At 69.6% G+C, this 15,812-nt stretch carries 15 protein-coding genes; 9 read left to right on the forward strand and 6 right to left on the reverse strand.

Going from position 1 to position 15,812, the window contains the following annotated elements; genetic code table 11:
• Positions 1-122 precede the first annotated feature (122 nt).
• From AB4Z18_RS07075 to AB4Z18_RS07085, 3 genes are read left to right on the forward strand one after another with little or no spacing between them, the layout of a single operon-like run.
• On the forward strand, positions 123-1,505 hold the full coding sequence (locus AB4Z18_RS07075) for an RNA polymerase sigma factor (RefSeq protein ID WP_441781983.1): 1,383 nt from the start codon (positions 123-125) through the stop codon (positions 1,503-1,505).
• 4 nt (positions 1,506-1,509) lie between these two features.
• Positions 1,510-2,784, forward strand: coding sequence for a MurT ligase domain-containing protein (locus AB4Z18_RS07080; RefSeq protein ID WP_441781984.1), 1,275 nt, complete (start codon positions 1,510-1,512; stop codon positions 2,782-2,784).
• Positions 2,781-3,497, forward strand: coding sequence for a type 1 glutamine amidotransferase (locus AB4Z18_RS07085; protein WP_441781985.1), 717 nt, complete (start codon positions 2,781-2,783; stop codon positions 3,495-3,497). The genes AB4Z18_RS07080 and AB4Z18_RS07085 overlap by 4 nt, the downstream gene beginning before the upstream one ends.
• Positions 3,498-3,499: 2 nt before the next feature.
• Here the strand turns inward: AB4Z18_RS07085 and AB4Z18_RS07090 are convergent, their stop codons facing one another.
• From AB4Z18_RS07090 to AB4Z18_RS07100, 3 genes are read right to left on the reverse strand one after another with little or no spacing between them, the layout of a single operon-like run.
• Positions 3,500-4,576, reverse strand: coding sequence for an alanine racemase (locus tag AB4Z18_RS07090; protein ID WP_441781986.1), 1,077 nt, complete (start codon positions 4,574-4,576; stop codon positions 3,500-3,502).
• A complete protein-coding gene (locus AB4Z18_RS07095) occupies positions 4,573-5,283 on the reverse strand; it encodes an alanine racemase (protein ID WP_441781987.1) in 711 nt (236 codons plus the stop codon). Before AB4Z18_RS07095 ends, AB4Z18_RS07090 begins: the two co-directional genes overlap by 4 nt.
• A gap of 36 nt (positions 5,284-5,319) precedes the next feature.
• Positions 5,320-5,556: a DUF7455 domain-containing protein gene (locus tag AB4Z18_RS07100; RefSeq protein WP_018191296.1), complete on the reverse strand. Its 237-nt coding sequence runs from the start codon at positions 5,554-5,556 to the stop codon at positions 5,320-5,322.
• 219 nt (positions 5,557-5,775) lie between these two features.
• On the opposite strand from AB4Z18_RS07100, the gene AB4Z18_RS07105 reads away from it, so the two are divergent.
• Complete coding sequence (locus tag AB4Z18_RS07105) at positions 5,776-7,872, forward strand: DNA gyrase/topoisomerase IV subunit B (RefSeq protein ID WP_441781988.1); 2,097 nt, start codon at positions 5,776-5,778, stop codon at positions 7,870-7,872.
• A gap of 108 nt (positions 7,873-7,980) precedes the next feature.
• Here the strand turns inward: AB4Z18_RS07105 and AB4Z18_RS07110 are convergent, their stop codons facing one another.
• Positions 7,981-10,479 (reverse strand): DNA gyrase/topoisomerase IV subunit A, encoded by a 2,499-nt coding sequence (locus tag AB4Z18_RS07110; RefSeq protein ID WP_441781989.1) that lies wholly within the window; start codon positions 10,477-10,479, stop codon positions 7,981-7,983.
• A gap of 80 nt (positions 10,480-10,559) precedes the next feature.
• On the opposite strand from AB4Z18_RS07110, the gene AB4Z18_RS07115 reads away from it, so the two are divergent.
• Complete coding sequence (locus tag AB4Z18_RS07115; protein ID WP_441781990.1) at positions 10,560-11,693, forward strand: alkaline phosphatase family protein; 1,134 nt, start codon at positions 10,560-10,562, stop codon at positions 11,691-11,693.
• A 28-nt stretch (positions 11,694-11,721) separates the two neighbouring features.
• On the opposite strand, the gene sepH is transcribed toward AB4Z18_RS07115, so the two are convergent.
• Positions 11,722-12,900: a septation protein SepH gene (gene sepH / locus AB4Z18_RS07120; protein ID WP_441781991.1), complete on the reverse strand. Its 1,179-nt coding sequence runs from the start codon at positions 12,898-12,900 to the stop codon at positions 11,722-11,724.
• 204 nt (positions 12,901-13,104) lie between these two features.
• Here sepH and AB4Z18_RS07125 point away from each other — a divergent pair, with 204 nt between their 5' ends.
• Positions 13,105-13,398 carry a DUF4193 domain-containing protein gene (locus AB4Z18_RS07125; protein WP_285116440.1) on the forward strand — a complete coding sequence of 98 codons (294 nt, stop codon included), beginning with the start codon at positions 13,105-13,107 and terminating at the stop codon, positions 13,396-13,398.
• A 12-nt stretch (positions 13,399-13,410) separates the two neighbouring features.
• Here the strand turns inward: AB4Z18_RS07125 and AB4Z18_RS07130 are convergent, their stop codons facing one another.
• Positions 13,411-13,857, reverse strand: a complete 447-nt coding sequence (locus AB4Z18_RS07130; protein ID WP_441781992.1) for a DUF3093 domain-containing protein — start codon at positions 13,855-13,857, stop codon at positions 13,411-13,413.
• A gap of 40 nt (positions 13,858-13,897) precedes the next feature.
• Between AB4Z18_RS07130 and dut the strand changes: the two genes are divergently transcribed.
• From dut to AB4Z18_RS07145, 3 genes are read left to right on the forward strand one after another with little or no spacing between them, the layout of a single operon-like run.
• Positions 13,898-14,356: a dUTP diphosphatase gene (gene dut / locus AB4Z18_RS07135; protein ID WP_441781993.1), complete on the forward strand. Its 459-nt coding sequence runs from the start codon at positions 13,898-13,900 to the stop codon at positions 14,354-14,356.
• Entirely contained in the window at positions 14,353-15,027 is a 675-nt protein-coding gene (locus AB4Z18_RS07140; protein ID WP_441781994.1) for a DUF3710 domain-containing protein, read from the forward strand. Before dut ends, AB4Z18_RS07140 begins: the two co-directional genes overlap by 4 nt.
• Before the next feature lie 7 nt (positions 15,028-15,034).
• On the forward strand, positions 15,035-15,808 hold the full coding sequence (locus tag AB4Z18_RS07145) for a DUF3159 domain-containing protein (protein ID WP_441781995.1): 774 nt from the start codon (positions 15,035-15,037) through the stop codon (positions 15,806-15,808).
• The last annotated feature ends 4 nt before the right edge of the window (positions 15,809-15,812 follow it).

Here is a 15,812-nt window from a genome sequence, read left to right on the forward strand (position 1 = left end):
GACGATGCCCGGCGCAACCACCCAGGACTTGACATGGGTCTTAGTAGTGTCCGCACGCAAACCCTGAGCCAGGCTCGGCCGTCAGGATCCCGGCCCCTCTGCTTGGTATGAAAGGTGTTCACATGGCAACCCGTGCAGCAACGAAGACCCGCGATGCGGAGGTCGAGGTCGAAGAGACCGTGACCGTCGCCGCGGACGAGACGACGAAGCCCGCAGCGAAGAAGGCGGGCGCGAAGGCAGCGCCCAAGAAGGCGACGGCGAAGGCCGGTACCGCGAAGACGGCTGCGAAGAAGCAGACCGCGACCAAGGGCAAGGCGACCGACGACGACCTCGACGACGACGCCGAAGTCGAGATCGACGATGAAGAGGTCGTCGCGGTCGCGGACGACACCGAGGCGACGGACGAGACCGAGACGGCGGACGAGACCGAGACGGCCGACGACGCCGACGCGGAGGACTCCGACTCCGACGACTCCGAGACCAAGAAGCCCGCTGCGGCTGCGCCGGTCGACGAGCCGCTGCCGAGCGACGCCCTGGTGCTGCGTGCGGTCGACGAAGAGGATGACATCCCCGTCTACTCGACGACGATCACCGGCGCCACCGCCGACCCGGTCAAGGACTACCTGAAGCAGATCGGTAAGGTCCCCCTGCTGAACGCGGCCGAAGAGGTCGAGCTCGCCATGCGGATCGAGGCGGGTCTGTTCGCCGAGGACAAGCTGGCCAACACGCCCAACCTCACCAAGGAGCTGGAGCGCGAGCTGAAGTGGGTCGCCCGCGACGGCCAGCGTGCCAAGAGCCACCTGCTGGGCGCGAACCTGCGTCTGGTGGTCAGCCTTGCGAAGCGCTACACCGGCCGTGGGATGCAGTTCCTCGACCTCATCCAGGAGGGCAACCTGGGCCTCATCCGTGCCGTCGAGAAGTTCGACTACACGAAGGGCTTCAAGTTCTCCACCTACGCCACCTGGTGGATCCGTCAGGCGATCACGCGTGCGATGGCCGACCAGGCGCGCACCATCCGCATCCCGGTCCACATGGTGGAGGTCATCAACAAGCTGGCGCGCGTGCAGCGCCAGATGCTGCAGGACCTCGGTCGCGAGCCCACCCCGGAAGAGCTGTCGAAGGAACTCGACATGACGCCGGAGAAGGTCGTCGAGGTGCAGAAGTACGGTCGCGAGCCCATCTCGCTCCACACCCCTCTGGGTGAGGACGGCGACAGTGAGTTCGGCGACCTGATCGAGGACACCGAGGCGGTCGTCCCGGCCGACGCGGTCGGCTTCACCATGCTGCAGAAGCAGCTGGAGAGCCTCCTCGACTCGCTGTCCGAGCGTGAGGCGGGCGTGATCCGCATGCGTTTCGGGCTCGGCGACGGCATGCCGAAGACGCTGGACCAGATCGGCGACACCTTCGGTGTGACGCGTGAGCGCATCCGTCAGATCGAGTCCAAGACCATGGCGAAGCTGCGCCACCCGTCGCGCTCGCAGTCGCTGCGCGACTACCTCGAGTAAACCGTTGCGGTACCGACTGGCGGTCATCGCCGGCCGCCTCGCCCGCTGGCTTCTGCGCCTGCGGGGAGGCGGCTCCGCGGTGCCGGGCCGGGTCGCGCTCGCGATCGCGCCGAAGTTCCTGGAGCGCGCGGTCAGCCGGCTTCCCCTCGGTGTGGTCTTCGTCTCGGGTTCGAACGGCAAGTCGACGACCACGAACATGCTCACGGCGATCCTGCGCGAGCACGGCTTGGACGTTTTCACCAACCCGTCGGGAGGCAACCTCCCGCAGGGCATCGCCTCGGCGCTGCTCGCCGACGTCCCTCTCGACGGCTACGTTGGTGGAGATGTCGGGGTCATCGAGGTGGACGAGGCCTACGGCGTCGATCTGGCGCGCGTGCTGAAGCCGCGCGGCTCTCTGCTGCTCAACGTGCAGATCGACCAGCTGAACCGCTTCTTCGAGCCGACCCGCGTCATCGGGATGCTGCGCTCCATCGCCGACGCGTCCGCCGACTTCGTCGTGGTCAACGCCGACGACGACAGTCTGGCCCGCGTGGGTGCGGACCTTGCCGCTCAGGGACGCGACGTCACGACCTTCGCCGTCGCCCCGTCCATCATCGAGTCCTCTCCGAACGGGCTGGCTAACGTCAAGGACCTCTCCGGCGCTGTCGCCGGCACCCTTCCCATCCCGTCGGTGTTCGTCAGCAAGCTCGAAGGGCAGAGCGCGCAGCTGACCATCGGCGGCGAGAGCGTCCGGATCGGGCTCCCCGCGCGCGGGCTGCACTACGCGGTGGATGCGGCGGGCGCGACCGCGATGGCCCAGCGGCTGCTGGGCGCCCGCTTCCAGCCCACGGGTGTCGTCGCCGCGATGGGGGCGCTTCGCACGGTCTACGGCCGCGGCGAGACGCTGCGCGTCGGCGACGAGGACATCGAGATCATCATGATGAAGAACCCGCCGAGTCTCCAGCTGAACCTCGACTACCTGAGCGAGTCGCCGGAGCAGGTCTTCGTCTCGGTCGACGAAGGAACGCCCGACCCGTCGTGGGTATACGACATCGACCTGTCGAAGCTGACCCATGTGGATGTGGCGTCCGGCACGAAGGCGTGGCAGTTCGCGACCCGCTTCGCGTATGCCGGCATCGAGGTCGACCAGGTGGTGCCGGAGCTGAAGCCCGCACTGCAGGCGTTCCTGGCCCTCCCGAAGCCGTCGCGCGGAACCAAGACGATGATCGTGAACTACGAGCAGATGATGCTGATCCGCAAGCAGCTCGGGTTCCTCGACCTGGAGGGCGGGGACCGATGAGCGTGCTGCGCATCCTGCACCTGTACCCGGCCGAACTCGGCATCAACGGCGACGCGGGCAACGTGCTGGCGCTGAGCGAGCGCGCCCGCTGGCGCGGGGTCGACGTGGATGTGGTGACCCACGGTATCGGCGACGACTTGCCGCAGACCGTGGACCTCGTCCACATCGGGTCAGGGCCGTTGTCCGGTCAGCGTGCCGTTCACGACGACGTGCTGCGCATCGCGCCCCGCCTGCGTGAGTGGCGCGACGCGGGCATCCCGATCCTGGCGATCGCCGGCGGCTGGCAGCTGCTCGGCACGGAGCTGGAGACCGGCGAGGGCGAGGTGCTCGCGGGAGCCGCCGTGTTCCCGACGCGCACCGTGCTCGGCGTCACGCGTCACGTCGGTGAGATCGTCGTGCGCCTGGCCGACGGCACCGCCGTCGCGGGATTCGAGAACCACTCGGCCCGGACGATCCTCGACGGCGCTGAGCCTCTCGGCCGGGTCGTCAGAGGGATGGGAAACGACGGAAGCCTGGAGGGCGTTGTCGTCGCGCAGTCGATCGGCACGCACCTGCACGGCCCGGTGCTCCCGATGAACCCGGTGCTCGCCGACCGCTTGCTGGCGACGGCGCTGCGCGCGGAGCTGCCGCCGGTCGCGCAGACCGAGCGGGTCGACCGCTACGCGACCAACGCGCGCCGCGCGATCGCGGACCGCCTCGGCGTCTCGCTCTAGCGTCAGTTCACGTAGACGCGGGGGACCCGCGCGGCGACGCCCGTGACCATCTCGTCGGCGATGGTCTCGGCCCAATCGGCGTACTTCTCGGCGGTCGGCTCGCCGTCGGTTCCCTGACCGAAGAGGATGGCGGTGTCGCCCACCTCGACGCGGTGCGGTCCTGCCTCCACCAGCATGCTGTCGGCCTCGACCTCCACGACCTGGCAGCGACGGCCGCCGAGCTGCACCGACGTCTTCGCGATGCCGAGGGTCGGGACGCCGTCCGCGTAACCGATGCCCAGCCGGGCGAGCGTGGTGCCGCCCACATGGACCTCGGTGACGGGCGCCTCCAGACGCATGACAGGGATGAGGCCGAGCTCGGCACCCGTGGAGTCGTCGAAGGGCGAGAAGCCGTACGCGGCGATCCCGAAGCGCACGAAGTCGAAGCGGGCCTCCGGCATCCGGATCCCCGCGGAGCTGGCGGCGAGGTGCAGCACCTCGAAGCGTGCGCCGAGCTGTTCGGCCTCGGCCACAGCATCCCGGAACTCGGCCAGCGCGGCCTCGTCGTCGGCGATCGAGGCGTCGGCGAGATGCGACCAAGCGCCGCGGATGCGCAGTGCCCCCGCGTCCTGGAACTCGAGCGCGGCACCGATGAGGCCCGGCCACTCCTCGCGCGTGGCGCCGTTGCGGCTGAGTCCGGTATCGACCTTGAGGTGCACGACCGCCGGGCGGTCGGCGCCTGCCCCGGCGATCGCCTCCAGTTGCCAGAGCGCGGACACGCCCAGCTCGATGTCGGCCTCGATTCCGGCGCGCCAGTCGGTGTCGCGGCCGTGCAGCCAGGCGAGGAGGGGGACGCCGATCCCGGCGCGGCGAAGCACCAGCCCCGCAGAGATCTCGAGGACGGCGAGGGAGGTCGCTCCGGCCTCAAGCCCGGCCTCTGCGATCGGGAGCAGGCCGTGCCCGTACGCGTCCGCCTTCACCGCGAGCATGGTCTCTGCGGGGGCGATCAGCCGCGTCAGGTGGGCGACGTTGTGCCGCAGCGCCGCCAGATCGATGACGGCGGCAGGGAGCGGTTCGGCGACGGCGTCCACGATGGTCACTCGCTGTACGTCCTCTCGATGCGCCGGCCCAGGCGGCTGGTGATCACGGGGGCGGCGACGCCGAGCGCATCCGCCCAGTCGAGCACGGTCGGTTCGCCGTTCCGGGCGTCACCGAAGAGGATGACCGGATCGCCGGGTGCAGCCGCGTCGTCGCCGATGTCGACCACGAACTGGTCCATGGCGATCCGTCCGGTGATTCGCCCGACCGTGTCGCCGACCTTCACAGGAGCCTTATTGGACGCCACGCGCAGGATGCCGTCGGCGTAGCCGAGGGCCACCAACGCCAGCGTGGTGGGCCGCGCGGTGCGGTAGGTGTAGCCGTAGGAGACGCCGCGGTCGGCGGGTACGCGTTTGACCGCGATGACCTCGGCCTCCAGCCGCATGGCCGGAGCCGACCGCTGCGCGGGGTCGAGCCCGAAGAGTTCAGGGCCGACCAGGGTGCCGGACGGGATGTCGGCGGGCGTCCGAGCGACGGCCACCCGTGCGGGCAGTCCTTCGTCGGCGAGAGCCGCAGCATCCTCGACCCGTGAGACGAGAAAACCGCCGACCCCCGCGTCCGTCAGCGTACGAGCCACGGGGATGAGCCCGTGTCCGTACGCGTCGGCGCGGAGATCGGCGGTGCAGTCGGGGAGCGAAGACGCTACGGCCGAACGGATGACGGAGAGGTCGATGTGGGCGCGCCTGCGCACGCCTGTACCTGTCGCCATCCTCCGGTCAGCCTCGCGTTTCGCGACGCGGCCGCGTTACGCGCGCTGCTCTTCGAACAGGCGAGCGGTCTCGTCGTGCCAGCTGTGGGCGATCTGCGAGAGCTTCTCCTGGTGCTTCTTGCCGTGGTGGGCGCAGAAGAGGAGTTCTCCGTTGTTGACGACGACGCGAATGTAAGCCTGCGCGCCGCAGCTATCGCAACGGTCGGCAGCCGTCAACTGCGGCCCCGATGCGAGCTCGTCAACCGCCCCGTTCTCCGAGGTGAGTGTCGACATGTGATGCTCCTTTCCGTCGCAACCGCTTGAACTCGGTACGTCTATAGAACCACGGATGTTCGGTAACCAGGCGCGTATCGCCTGCTATTTCGCTCAACGCGTAGCCAAGCGGCCGGAAAGGGTGTCGTGGCGTAGGCTCCGGCCGCCCGGCGCTTACTCTGGAAGAGCACGTGCGCCCGCACCCGGATGGGCGCCCACGATCCCTAAGAAGGAGCGCCCGTGGCGAGTTCGGACTATTCGGCCAGGCACCTGTCGGTGCTCGAGGGGCTGGAGGCCGTCCGCAAGCGCCCGGGTATGTACATCGGCTCCACCGACTCCCGCGGTCTCATGCACTGCCTCTGGGAGATCATCGACAACTCGGTCGACGAGGCCCTCGCCGGCCACGGTACCGACATCGAGGTCATCCTCCACTCGGACGACAGCGTGGAGGTGCGCGACACCGCTCGCGGCATCCCCGTCGACATCGAGCCAAAGACCGGGCTCTCCGGTGTGGAGGTGGTGTTCACCAAGCTCCACGCCGGCGGCAAGTTCGGCAGCGGTTCCTATGCGGCCTCCGGCGGCCTGCACGGCGTCGGCGCCTCGGTCGTGAACGCGTTGTCCGAGCGTCTCGACGTGGAGGTCGACCGCGACGGGAAGACGTGGGCGATGTCGTTCCACCGCGGCGAGCCCGGCATCTTCGACGACAAGAAGGGCGAGCCCGGTCCCGACAGCCCGTTCACCCCGTTCGTCAGCGGCAGTGAGCTGCGTGTCGTCGGCAAGGTCGCCAAGGGGAGAACAGGCACGCGCATCCGCTACTGGGCCGACCGTCAGATCTTCACCAAGGGCGCCGAGTTCTCTACCGACGACCTGGTCGGCCGCGCCCGCCAGACGGCGTTCCTGGTGCCCGGCCTCTCCATCTCCATCGACGACAAGCGCCCGGCCGCCGACGGGGCGGCTCCGGGTCGCACGACCTTCCGCTACGAGGGCGGCATCTCGGAGTTCGTCGACTTCCTCGCGCCGGACAGCCCGATCACCGAGACGTGGCGCCTGACGGGCGAGGGACACTTCACCGAGACCGTCCCGGTGCTCTCCGAGACGGGCGCGATGATGCCCACCGAGCTCACGCGCGACTGTCAGGTCGATATCGCTCTGCGCTGGGGCACCGGCTACGACACCGTCATGCGCAGCTTCGTGAACATCATCGCGACGCCGAAGGGCGGCAGCCACCAGGCCGGCTTCGACCAGGGGATGCTGAAGTTCCTCCGCCAGCAGGTGGAGCAGAACGCACGCCGCCTGAAGGCCGGCACGGACAAGCTCGAGAAGGACGACGTGATGGCCGGCCTCACAGCCGTGCTCACCGTGCGCCTCCCCGAGCCGCAGTTCGAGGGCCAGACGAAGGAGATCCTCGGCACGCCGGCCGTGCGCGCGATCGTCGCCAACGTCGTGCAGAAGGCCATGGCCGAGCGGTTCGGCTCCTCCAAGCGCGACGACAAGGCGCAGTCGGCCCTCGTGCTCGACAAGGTCGTCGCCGAGATGAAGTCGCGCATCTCCGCCCGGGCGCACAAGGAGACCCAGCGCCGCAAGAACGCGCTGGAGACCTCATCCCTCCCGGCGAAGCTCGTCGACTGCCGCTCCAACGATGTCGCCAACAGCGAGCTGTTCATCGTCGAGGGCGACTCCGCGCTCGGCACGGCCCGGCGTGCGCGTGACAGCGAATACCAGGCTCTGCTGCCCATCCGCGGCAAGATCCTCAACGTGCAGAAGGCATCCATCTCGGACATGCTGTCGAACGCCGAGTGCGCCGCGATCATCCAGGTCATCGGCGCCGGCTCTGGCCGCAGCTTCGACCTGTCGGTCGCCCGCTACGGCAAGGTCATCATCATGTCGGACGCCGACGTGGATGGCGCGCACATCCGGACGCTGCTGCTCACGCTGTTCTTCCGCTACATGCGGCCGATGATCGAGGAGGGCCGCGTCTTCGCCGCGGTGCCCCCGCTGCACCGCGTGGTGGTCGTGAACCCGGGGTCGAAGCCGAACGAGACGATTTACACGTACTCCGAGGCCGAATTGCAGGCCGTGCTCGCCGACCTGAAGAAGCGCGGCAAGAAGTACCAGGAGCCGATCCAGCGCTACAAGGGACTCGGCGAGATGGATGCGGACCAGCTGGCGACCACGACGATGGACCGCGCCCACCGGACGCTCCGCCGGGTGCGCGTCCCCGACGCCGAGTCGGCCAACCGCGTCTTCGAGCTGCTGATGGGCAACGACGTGGCCCCGCGCAAGGAGTTCATCATCGCCGGCGCCGACGACCTCAGCCGCGCCCGCATCGACGCGTAACCCCGGCGTCCCCACCTCCCAAGCCAACAGCTCCTGAGTTTTTCGCCTCCAAATACCGCTGGAGGCCGAAAAAGTCAGGAGCTGTTGGCTTGGAGCGTGGGTCCGCGGTCAGGCGATGCGGCGGCCGATGGAGCCGATGACGGTGTCTAGGGGGGTGCCGGAGCCGTCGCGACGCGCGCCGCCCTCGGGGAGCGTGCGTGCCACGCCGTCCGGCGCGACCGCGAGGGCCGGTCCGCGTCCGGCCCAGGCGAGGACGAGCTCGCTCTCGCCCTTCAGGAACCGCTGCGCACGGACGCCGCCGGTGGCGCGTCCCTTGGCCGGGAACTCGGACAGGTCGCTGACCTTCGCCGTGCCGGGGTCGGCCCCGGGGAGGGTGGCATCGCTGGCCGCGATGGTCGCCACGACCGCCTCCTCGGCTTCGCCCGACGCGACGGCGCCGAAGAAGATGACGTGCGCACCCGCGCCGAGGTTGATCCCGGCCATGCCGCCGGCCGCCCGACCCTGCGGACGCACGCTGGATGCGGCGAACCGCAGCAACTGCGCGTCGCTGGAGACGAACACCAGCTCGTCCGCATCCGTCACCGTGGTGGCCCCGACGACCTCATCGCCCGGCTTCAGCGCGATGACCTCGAAGTCGGGCTTGTTGGCCCAGTCGCCGGCGGTCACGCGCTTCACGACGCCCTGCTTGGTGCCGAGCGCGATGGTCTGCTCCGAGTCCAGCGAGACGAGCGCGAGGATGCGCTCCTTCTTGTCCGCCAGCGCCAAGTAATCGCCGATCTTGACCCCGGCTCCGAGCTGGATGGAGTTGGCGGGCACCCCGGGCAGGTCGACGGGGGAGAAGCGGATGAGCCTGCCCCTGTTGGTCACCGCACCGATCTCGCTACGGCTGGTGGTGTCGAGCTGCGACAGGATCGCGTCGTGCTTGCTGCGCCGCGCGGGCGGCTGGATGCGGTCGAGCCCGCCGCCCTCGCCCCCGTCTGCGCCGTCCGCGGCGGCCACGGCATCCACGCGCAGGATCCGCCCCGTCGTCGACAGGTACACCCGCGTCGGGACGTCGGCAACCTCCAGCTGCACGGTCGCCGCCTTGCTGCGTGAAGCGCCGGCGATCGACGGCTTCGCCTCGGTGAGGAGCGTGCGCCGCGGGGTGCCGAACGTCGCGGCGACCCGCTCCAGCTCGTCCGACACCAGCTCGTGGATGCGCTGCTGCGACGAGAGGAGGGCCTCGAGCTCCGCGATCTCGGCGCGCAACTGGTCGCGCTCGGTCTCGAGCTCGATGCGGCTGAACTTGGTGAGGCGGCGGAGGCGGAGCTCCAGGATGTAGTCCGCCTGCAGCGTGCTCAGGTCGAAGACCTGCATCAGTCGGCCGCGCGCCTGCTCGGTGTCGTCGGAGCTGCGGATGACCTGGATGACCTCGTCGATGTCGAGGATCGCCACGAGGAGGCCTTCGACGAGGTGCAGGCGCTCCTGGCGCCGGGCCAGGCGGAACCGGGAGCGACGCGTGACCACGCTGATGCGGTGGTCGAGGTAGACCCGCAGCAGCTCGCGCAGCCCGAGGGTCTGCGGGCCGCCGGCGACGAGCGCGACGTTGTTGATCGCGAAGCCCTCCTCCAGCGGCGTGTGCCGGTAGAGCTGCTCGAGCACCGCATCCGCACTGAACCCGGTCTTGATGCCGATGACCAGCCGGAGGCCGTGCTGGCGGTCGGAGAGGTCGGTGACGTCGGAGATGCCGTTCAGCTTCTTGCCGTTGACGCCGTCCTTGATCTTCTCGATGACCTTCTCGGGACCGACGCCGTACGGGAGCTCGGTAACGACCAGACCGCTCTTGCGCGCGGTGATCGACTCGACGGTGACCTTGGCGCGCATCCGGAAGCTGCCGCGGCCCGTCGCATAGGCGTCGCGCACGCCGGCGAGCCCGGCGATGGTTCCGCCGCCGGGAAGGTCGGGACCCGGGACGTACGCCATCAGGTCGTCGAGGGTCGCGTCCGGGTTCTCCAGCAGGTGACGGGCAGCGCCCACGACCTCGATCAGGTTGTGCGGCGCCATGTTGGTGGCCATGCCGACCGCGATGCCGCTGGCGCCGTTGACGAGCAGGTTCGGGAAGGCGGCGGGAAGCACGTCCGGCTGCATCAGCTGGTTGTCGTAGTTGGGGACGAAGTCGACGACGTCCTCGTCGAGGTCCTCTGTCATCGCCAGTGCAGCGGCGGCGAGCCGCGCTTCGGTGTAACGGGCGGCGGCCGGGCCGTCGTCGAGCGAACCGAAGTTGCCGTGGCCGTCGACGAGCGGGACTCGCAGGGTGAAGTCCTGCGCCATCCGGACCAGTGCGTCGTAGATCGCGCTGTCGCCGTGCGGGTGGAGCTTTCCCATCACCTCGCCGGTGACACGTGCCGACTTCACGTGGCCGCGGTCGGGACGCAGGCCCATCTCGGTCATCATGTACAGGATGCGGCGCTGCACGGGCTTCAGGCCGTCGCGGGCGTCCGGCAGCGCGCGCGAGTAGATCACCGAGTAGGCGTACTCGAGGAACGAGCCCTGCATCTCTGTCGTGACGTCGACGTCTTCGATGCGTTCCGTCGTTCCGGCGGCGGGCTGGTCGTCTGCTGGTGTCATTCGTGCAATCTCGGGAGGGGCGGGGAGTCGCGGTGGGGCGGCTCGGCCGGCGGCGCGATGGCTGTGCCAGACTGGGCCGGATGCCACCCATGCTACCGGCCGCCTTCACGACGAGAGCGAGCCTCGCCACGGTTCTGCCGAGTTCGCTGGCCGCGCTCTCCGGTGCACAGAACGACCTGGGGCTGCCCCGTCTGGAGCATGTCGTCGTCATCGTCGTCGACGGCCTGGGAGCCGCGGCACTCCGTGCCCGTGCCGGTCACGCCCGCACCCTGGCGCCCATGCTCGGGAAGGCCACGACGATCGACGCCGGCTTTCCGACGACGACGGCCGCGGCGCTCGCCACCCTGACGACCGGCACGACGCCCGGCGAGCACGGCCTGGTCGGCTATCGGGTGCGCGACGCCGCCGGCCGCCTGACCAACCAGCTGAACGGCTGGGACGAGCGGATGGATCCTGCCGTCTGGCAGCGGTCGCGCACCGTGTTCGAGCACGCGGCCGAGCAGGGCGTGAAGACGCGCGCGATCGGACTGCCGAAGTTCACCGGCTCGGGATTCACGGCCGCGGTGCTGCGCGGGGCGGAATTCGTCGGTGTGCAGTCACTCGCAGGCCGCTTCGACGCCGCCGCGGAGGCCCTTGCGGCGTCCGGCCCCGGCCTGACCTACCTGTACGTCGCGGAGCTCGACCAGCTTGCGCATGCGCGCGGCTGGGAGTCGTCGGACTGGACGGCCGCCCTGGAGACCCTCGATGCGCTGGTCGCCGACTTCGCTCGCAGGCTCGGGCCGGGTCGCGGGGCTCTGCTGACCGCCGACCACGGAGTGGTGGATGTGCCCGAGAGCGGCCACATCCTCTACGACACCGCGCCCGAGCTTCTGACCGAGGTCGCCGAGATCGCCGGAGAGCCGCGGCTGCTTCACGTGTACCTCGACGAGGGAGCGTCGGCGACCGCCGTCGCTGAGCGCTGGCGCGACGCGGAGGGCGACCGCTCCTGGGTCGCCACCCGGTCGGAGGCGATCGACGCAGGGTGGTTCGGCCCGGTGGTGCACCCGGAGGTGGCTCCGCGGATCGGGGATGTGCTGGTCGCCCCCCGCAAACGGATCGCCTACTACGACGGCCGCGACCCGCAGCGCACCGGCCGCAACATGGTCGGCCAGCACGGTTCGCTCACGCCGGAGGAGACGCGGGTTCCGCTGCTGCGGTTCGGAGCGGCAGGCTGAGTTCAGTCGCTACCGGATGCGCGAGCGACTACGCCAGGTCGTCGTCCGTGCGGGCGCCGAAGACGATCTCATCCCAGCTCGGCATCGAAGCGCGTCCCTTCCTACGGGAGGACGGCTGCGGGCCGGAGTCGTTCGAGCGTGGGCTCGACGCGGGCGGCACGTCGAGGGGGAGCGGCGGCTGCTGGGAGAGCGGCGGCTGGGAGACCGGCGGCTGAGCCGCCGGCGGCCGCTCGTCGATGACGCGGAACGGCGACAGGTCGAGCGGAGCGGTCTCCTGCGGAGCCTGCGGAGCAGTTGGAGCCGCCGGTGCCGACTGCTGCGGCTCGGAGAGCGTCGGCCGCTCCTCATAGGTGGCCGCTTCGCGCTCGCCTCGACGGCGGCGCAGTGCCTCCAGCAGGTCGGCGGTCTGGTGCAGGTCGCGCGGGGCACCGTCGTCGGCACGCTTGATCGCCGACACCGTGATGGAGTTGTTCGCGCCGGGCGTGCGGCCCTGCGGGAGCGGCTCGATCGGTGCGGTGATCTCCGGGCCGAGGAGGTCGGCGGCGGGCGCGGGGAAGGTGAAAGCTCCGCTGTCGAAGCGGGAGTTGTCCGGCTCGCCCTCGTTGGGCAGCACGGCGCGCAGCCGGGGGATGAGCGCCCCGCCGCGCAGCTCGCCTGCCTGGGAGAGCGTGGTCGCCTCCGAGTTGATCGGGGCCAGGGCGTGCTTGCGCGCGTCGTACGTCCAGCGGGCGTCGTGGTCGATCGTGTCGGCCGTGAACTCGAGCTTCACGATCCAGCCGGTCTCGCTGTCCTTCCAGCTCGCCCAGCGCTCGCCCGCGACGCCGAGCGAGGCGAGGCGTTCGCGGATGACGGTGCCGAAGGTCTCCGGGTCGCCCAGCGGATCGACCGCATCGGAGGTGTGCACCGGGACGCTGAGGGCGCTGGCAACGATGTGCTCGCGCTCGGCGATGATGGGTCCCTCGAACCGCTGCACGTACTCGAGGGGCGCTCCCGTGACCGCTGCGACGTCCTCTGCGGACATCCCTGAGCGGATGTGCGCCTGGACCTCGCGCGGTGAGAGCTTGGGGGCGTCGGCGGGCGTCTCCTGACGCACCTGGCGCACTTTCGACTGCAACGCCTCGTCGACGGCGATGCGGAACCGCTCACCGTCGTCGCCGACGGCGACGAGTGCACCGTTCTCGACCCCGATGACCTTCAAATCCTGCATGTGGATTGCCTTCCGAGCTCGTACGTACGGCCTCAGGATGCCACGGCACGGAAGGCATTTCGGGGAATACAGCGGGCGTGCCGGAAGTTGCACACCGAGCAATCGCTGAAAGGCTCCTGCGTAGTTTTGCTATTCGGGTGCGATTGATGCAAACTATGGCCGCCGATTGCGAGAATCGGCCGTTACGACGAGAAGTGGATGGGCATGGCAACGGATTACGACGCACCGCGGAAGACCGAGGACGACTCCGAGTCGATCGAGGCCCTCAAGGAGCGTGTCCCGGACAAGATGTCGGGTGTCGTGGACGTCGAAGACGCCGACAACCCCGGCGGATATGAGCTCCCCGGTGCCGACCTCTCTGACCTCGACCTCGACGTCGTCGTGCTGCCTCCCCAGGCCGACGAGTTCACCTGTGTGAACTGCTTCCTGGTGAAGCACCGCTCCCAGATCGACCACGACACCAAGCTTGGTCCGATCTGCGTGGAGTGCGCCGCCTGACGTCGGTCGACACTAAGAACTGAGGCGAGCCTCATCGAGAACCCGGACCAGCTGGTCCGGGTTTCTTGTTGAGAGGAGCCAGTAGGGCGCCGGGTCGTCCTGGTCGACCAGCGGCACCTTGACGACCGGCTTGATCCAGCCGCGGATGAGCAGCCAGGCCCGGGCGTCGAGCAGGCGTCCGCGCTGCTGCGTCGCCTCCTCGCCCCTGTACGCCGTCGGCTCGCCGGTGAGGGCGAGCGGGATGCGCGCGTGGCCGGCGACCAGCTCCTCCTTCGTCACCCGGATGACCGGCGCCGTCGCGATCAGGAAGATGGCGAACGCGACGTAGATCAGGACCGCCAGGACGACGCCCACGGTGAAGTTGATCGGCGCGAACACCAGCATGACGGCCGGGATGACGAGCAGGGTCGAGATGAAGAGCCAGGGGGTCGCCCACAGCCGTTCTCGGTACAGGTCCATGACCTCTATTCGATCAGACTTCTGCACTAGCCTCTGACACGTGACCGAATCCGTCGACGTCCCGATCATCGCCTCTGTCTCACCCGCGTACGCGCACCCGGGAGACGCCGGCGCCGATCTCTGCGCCGCGGAGGCCGTGACGCTGGGCCCGGGGGAGCGCTTCACCATGCCGACCGGCGTCTCCATCGCGCTTCCGGAGGGCTACGCCGGGTTCGTCGTCCCCCGGAGCGGCCTGGCCATGCGGCACGGCCTCACGATCGTCAACGCGCCGGGAACGGTGGATGCGGGATACCGCGGCGAGATCCGGGTCACCCTCCTCAACACGGACAGGTCGATGCCGTACGATATCGCCGTCGGCGACCGGATCGCCCAGCTGATCGTCATGCCGATCACGCGAGCCCGGTTCATCCCCGTCGACTCCCTCCCGGACAGCCACCGCGGCACCGCGGGCTTCGGCTCGTCCGGGTACACCGTGACCGAGGCAGGAGAACACGCGTGAGCGACATCAGCGACACCCCTCGCGGGTCCGAGGAGGCCGCAGAGCTCGAACAGCAGGATGGCGACGCCGTCGAGTTCGAGAAGTCGGCGCCGGAGGACCGCGCGACCGAGGGGCCGCTCGACGAGAGCGAGGCCAACCCGGTCCGGCCGTACGTGGACCTCGGCGGCGTGAAGATCCTGCCGCGCGAAGGCCTGCACCTGCGGTTGGAGGTCGAGGAGGAGACGCAGCGCGTCGTCGCCGTCGGCCTCGACTACGCGAATTCGACGCTGCAGGTGCAGCCGTTCGCCGCACCCCGCTCCTCCGGGCTGTGGCACGAGATCCGCGACCAGATCACCGACCAGGTGCAGCGCCAGGGCGGGCGCGTCACCGAGCGCGACGGCGCCTTCGGGCCCGAGCTCGTGGCCGAGATCCCCGTGGCGGCGCCGCAGGGCGGCCCGGTCGAGACGCGTGTCGCGCGCTTCGTGGGCGTCGACGGCCCGCGCTGGTTCCTGCGTGGCGTGATCGCGGGCGACGCGGCGGTGCAGCCGGAGGCGGCGGCGCTCGTCGAAGACCTCTTCCGCAGCATCGTGGTGGTGCGCGGGTCCGTCCCGATGCCCCCGCGCGACCTCATCCCGCTCCGGATGCCCGCCGCACCCACTGCGGGCACCGAGAACGACTACTCCTCTCTGTAGGCGCGCAATGACCGATCACGACCGACCCGAACGCGAGACGGATGGGGCAGGCGCGGACGGCGCCCCGGCGCCGGCGCTCGGCGACAGCATCGCCGCGGCTGCCCGACGCTCGGGACTCGGCCAGCTCGCCGAGACGGACGCCTCGACCGGTGCCGCCCTCATGGGCGCCCTCGGCGGCATCCGCGGACTGTGCGAGACCATCCTGCCCGGGCTGGTGTTCCTCATCCTGTTCACCTTCACGCAGAACGTGCCGCTCTCGATCGGCTGCTCGGTGGCGGTCGCCGTCGTGTTCACCGCGGTGCGCATCATCGGGAAGACGCCGGTCACCCAGGCCATGGCCGGGCTCATCGGCGTCGGCGTCTCTGCCATCCTCGCGCTCATCACCGGTCGCGGCGAAGACAACTTCCTGCTCGGGATCTGGACGAACGCCGCCTACGCTGCCGGCATCCTGATCTCGATGCTGGTGCGCTGGCCGATCATCGGCCTGGCCGCCGGCTACCTGATGGGCGACGGCGTCGCGTGGCGCAGCGACAAGCGCAAGTACCGCGTCATGCAGGCGCTGACTCTGCTGTGGCTGCTGTTGTTCGTCGCGCGGCTGGTGGTGCAGGTCCCGCTGTACCTGGCGCACACGGATGCGGCGACGAGCGCGCTCGCGCTCACCAAGCTCCTGATGGGCGTGCCGCTCTACGCTCCGCTCCTGCTCGTCACCTGGTTCGTCGTGAAGGGTCAGTTCCCCCAGAAACCGTCACGAACCAGCGCCGAAGCACGTCCGAACAAGTAGACAC

The sequence above is a fragment of the Leifsonia sp. 2TAF2 genome (assembly GCF_052115085.1).
GTDB lineage: Bacteria > Actinomycetota > Actinomycetes > Actinomycetales > Microbacteriaceae > Leifsonia.